This window comes from Streptomyces katrae, assembly GCF_000966975.1.
Classification (GTDB): Bacteria; Actinomycetota; Actinomycetes; order Streptomycetales; family Streptomycetaceae; genus Streptomyces; species Streptomyces katrae.
This window is the reverse complement of sequence record NZ_JZWV01000692.1, coordinates 1-3,263: the sequence shown is the minus strand read 5'-3', so window position 1 is coordinate 3,263 and position 3,263 is coordinate 1. Positions and strand designations below refer to the sequence as shown.

The 3,263-nt window shown below is 70.9% G+C and carries 4 protein-coding genes; 3 read left to right on the top strand and 1 reads right to left on the bottom strand.

Translation table 11 applies throughout. The annotated features are described in order from the left end of the window. Positions 1 to 42: 42 nt before the first annotated feature. The gene (locus VR44_RS24110) at positions 43 to 600 is read right to left on the bottom strand and encodes a hypothetical protein (RefSeq protein WP_211275116.1); all 558 of its coding nucleotides are present in this window, start codon (positions 598 to 600) and stop codon (positions 43 to 45) included. A 214-nt stretch (positions 601 to 814) separates the two neighbouring features. On the opposite strand from VR44_RS24110, the gene VR44_RS24105 reads away from it, so the two are divergent. The 3 genes from VR44_RS24105 to VR44_RS24095 form a co-directional block, all read left to right on the top strand. After that, positions 815 to 1,378 carry a dihydrofolate reductase family protein gene (locus VR44_RS24105; protein WP_045949676.1) on the top strand — a complete coding sequence of 188 codons (564 nt, stop codon included), beginning with the start codon at positions 815 to 817 and terminating at the stop codon, positions 1,376 to 1,378. Between the two features lie 202 nt (positions 1,379 to 1,580). Continuing rightward, positions 1,581 to 2,792, top strand: coding sequence for a pyridoxal phosphate-dependent aminotransferase (locus VR44_RS24100; RefSeq protein ID WP_045949675.1), 1,212 nt, complete (start codon positions 1,581 to 1,583; stop codon positions 2,790 to 2,792). Positions 2,793 to 2,924: 132 nt separating this feature from the next. Then, a partial coding sequence (locus tag VR44_RS24095; RefSeq protein ID WP_045949674.1) for an SCO4983 family protein occupies positions 2,925 to 3,263 on the top strand: 339 nt, incomplete at its 3' end.

Genomic DNA, 3,263 nt, shown 5'->3' with positions numbered 1-3,263 from the left:
GCGGGCCGGGCGGGGGTCCGCGCCGCCGCCCGGGATGTCACGTCAGCCGTTGGTGTTGAGGAAGCCGATGACGACCGCGCCCCACCAGCAGGCCTGGGAGACCAGGGCGGTGACCGCGCCCCAGACCAGCAGGCCGCGGCCGGTCCCGCCCTCGGCGGCTTCGAGGCGGCGGGCCAGCAGGCCCGCCTGGAGGCCGTTGACGGTGAGGGCGGCGACCAGGCCGAGCTTGGTGAGGGTGAGCGGGGAGTGCACGTCGGGATGGAGCATCAGCCCGCTGACCACGAGCCCGCCCAGGCCGGCCCAGATCGGCACGTGCAGGCGGGAGGTCGCGGCGACCACCTCGTCCAGGGTGCAGCGGCCGGTGGCCCACAGCAGGCCGTAGTAGTCGGCGGAGAGCACCGCGCCGAAGCCGAGCACCAGGGAGGCCAGGTGCGCGAAGAGCGCGGCGGAGTGCATGGCCGCGTCGGTCCGCATGTGGAGGGAGCACCACAGCCCCGCCGCCAGGACGACCAGCGCGCACAGCGCCCCCGCAGCCACGGTCCACCAGGAGTCGTACAGGCGGACGGGGCGGGGGGCGAGTCTGGCGGCCGGGGAGGACATGGGGTGGCTCCGGATAAGCGGGGGCGCGGCACCTTCCGCCGCGTCAAAGCAAGGTAAGGCTCACCTAAAGCAGCTCGTCCGTCAATCCGGGTCCGGGGGTCGGACCCGTGATCCCCGCCATGGCCCTTGCCGTGCTCCGCCCCGGCGGCTTTAATAAATGAACGGCCATTTATTAAAGCCCGAGAAGCCCGCAGAGAAGAGGGAACGGAACGGCATGAGCGACCACGACCGCACCTTCCGCACCGCCGTCACGGTCGGCGTGAGCCTCGACGGGTTCATCGCGCGCCCCGACGGCGACATCGACTGGCTCACCTCCCGGGGCGAGCAGGCCGGCGACACCGGCTACGAGGCGTTCATGGCCGGGATCGACACCCTGGCGATGGGCCGCAACACCTACGAGAAGGTGCTCACCTTCGGGTTCTGGCCCTACGAGGGCAAGCGCGTGGCCGTCCTCAGCGGCACCCTCGCCACCGACGACCCGCGCGTCACCGTCCTGCCCTCCCTCGGCGCACTGCTGGCCTGGCTGACCGCCGAGGGGGCGGAGAACGTCTACGTGGACGGCGGCCGGATCGTGCAGACCTTCCTGCGGGAGGGGCTGCTGGACGAACTGACCGTCACCACCGCCCCCGTGCTCATCGGCGAGGGCATCCCGCTCTTCGGCGGGCTCGCCGGCCGGGACATCGAGCTGACGCTCCGGTCGGCGAAGGCCCTGGACGGCGGGTTCACCCAGGCCACGTACGCCGTCACCGCCGCGGCGCCGTCCGTCAGGGCAGGGTGACGAGCGCAACACCGGACCGGGTGCCGCCCGCCCCCGCCCGCTCGATCCGCAGGTCCAGGGGGCGGGCGGCCGCCATTTCCAAGGGTGGATGCGGAGGGCACCCGTCCATCATTCGAGCCGCTGAACGAAACGGGCAATTCCCTCCCCTACCTCCTGCCGCAATGCCCAAGCGGAGGGACGGCGAGGCCCGTAAGCTCCCGACATGCAGGTGATCCAGTCAACGAAACTCGCCAATGTCTGCTACGAGATCCGCGGACCCGTCCTCGAAGAGGCGATGCGGCTCGAAGCGGCAGGTCATCGCATCCTCAAGCTCAACACCGGCAACCCCGCGGCCTTCGGCTTCGACTGCCCGCCGGAGATCCTTGAGGACATGCTCCGCAACCTGGGCCACGCCCACGGCTACGGGGACGCGAAGGGCCTGCTGTCGGCCAGGCGCGCGGTCATGCAGCACTACCAGACCAAGGGCATCGAGCTCGACGTCGAGGACGTCTACCTCGGCAACGGCGTCTCCGAGCTGATCCAGATGTCGATGCAGGCGCTGCTCGACGACGGCGACGAGGTACTGGTCCCCGCCCCGGACTACCCGCTGTGGACGGCCTCGGTCAGCCTGGCGGGCGGCACGGCCGTGCACTACCGGTGCGACGAGCAGTCCGACTGGATGCCCGACCTGGCGGACATCGAGCGCAAGATCACCGACCGCACCAAGGCGCTCGTGATCATCAACCCGAACAACCCGACCGGCGCCGTCTACGACGACGAGATGCTGCGGGGCCTGACGGACATCGCGCGCCGGCACAACCTGATCGTCTGCTCCGACGAGATCTACGACCGGATCCTCTACGACGGCGCCACGCACACCAACACCGCCACCATCGCCCCCGACCTGCTGGTGCTCACCTTCAACGGCCTGTCGAAGAACTACCGCGTCGCCGGTTACCGGGCCGGCTGGATGGCGGTCTGCGGCCCGAAGAAGCACGCCGCCTCGTACATCGAGGGCCTGACGATCCTCGCGAACATGCGCCTGTGCGCGAACATGCCCGCGCAGCACGCGGTGGCCACCGCGCTGGGCGGCCGGCAGTCGATCGTGGACCTGGTGCTCCCGGGCGGGCGGCTGCTGGAGCAGCGCGACACCGCGTACGACCTGCTCACGCAGATCCCGGGCGTGACGTGCGTGAAGCCGAAGGGCGCGCTGTACCTGTTCCCGAAGCTGGACCCGTCCGTCTACAAGATCAAGGACGACCGGCAGATGGTCCTGGACCTGCTGCGGGCCGAGAAGATCATGGTCGTGCACGGCACGGGCTTCAACTGGCCTGAACCCGACCACTTCCGGATCGTGACCCTGCCCAACGCCAAGGACCTCGCGGACGCGGTCACCCGCATCGGCAGCTTCCTGGACGGCTACGGCCAGCACTGACGAAACGGGGACGGACGGGGAGGGACGGCGGCGCCGGGGGCGCCGGGGCCGCCGTCCCAGACTCCGGATGCAGCTCAACTTTAGAACCGATCCAAGGTAGGATGGTCTCCTGACCCCGCAGGAGGCCTCCTCATGTACGAGCCGATCCGCTCCAAGTCGGCCGTCCACGTCGTGGACGGCAGCCACAGCGCACCCCAGTACCCGCAGAGCAGCCGCGGCGAAGCCCTCGACATCCAGCTCGCCGGCCACCTCGCGGCCCTGCTCGCGGTCACCGACGAGCTCGGCCTCGAGGACGGCGGCGCCGCCCGCATCGCGGAGCAGGTGACCCGCCTGCGCGGCTCCCAGCCGGTACGGGTCTCCTACCCGGCCCTGTCCGACGGCGCCGACACCGCCACGCTGCACCGCCGCGCCCACGACCTCGCCGCCCGCGCCCTCCTCGTCGCCGCCTCCCGCGCCGACACCGCCGTGGCC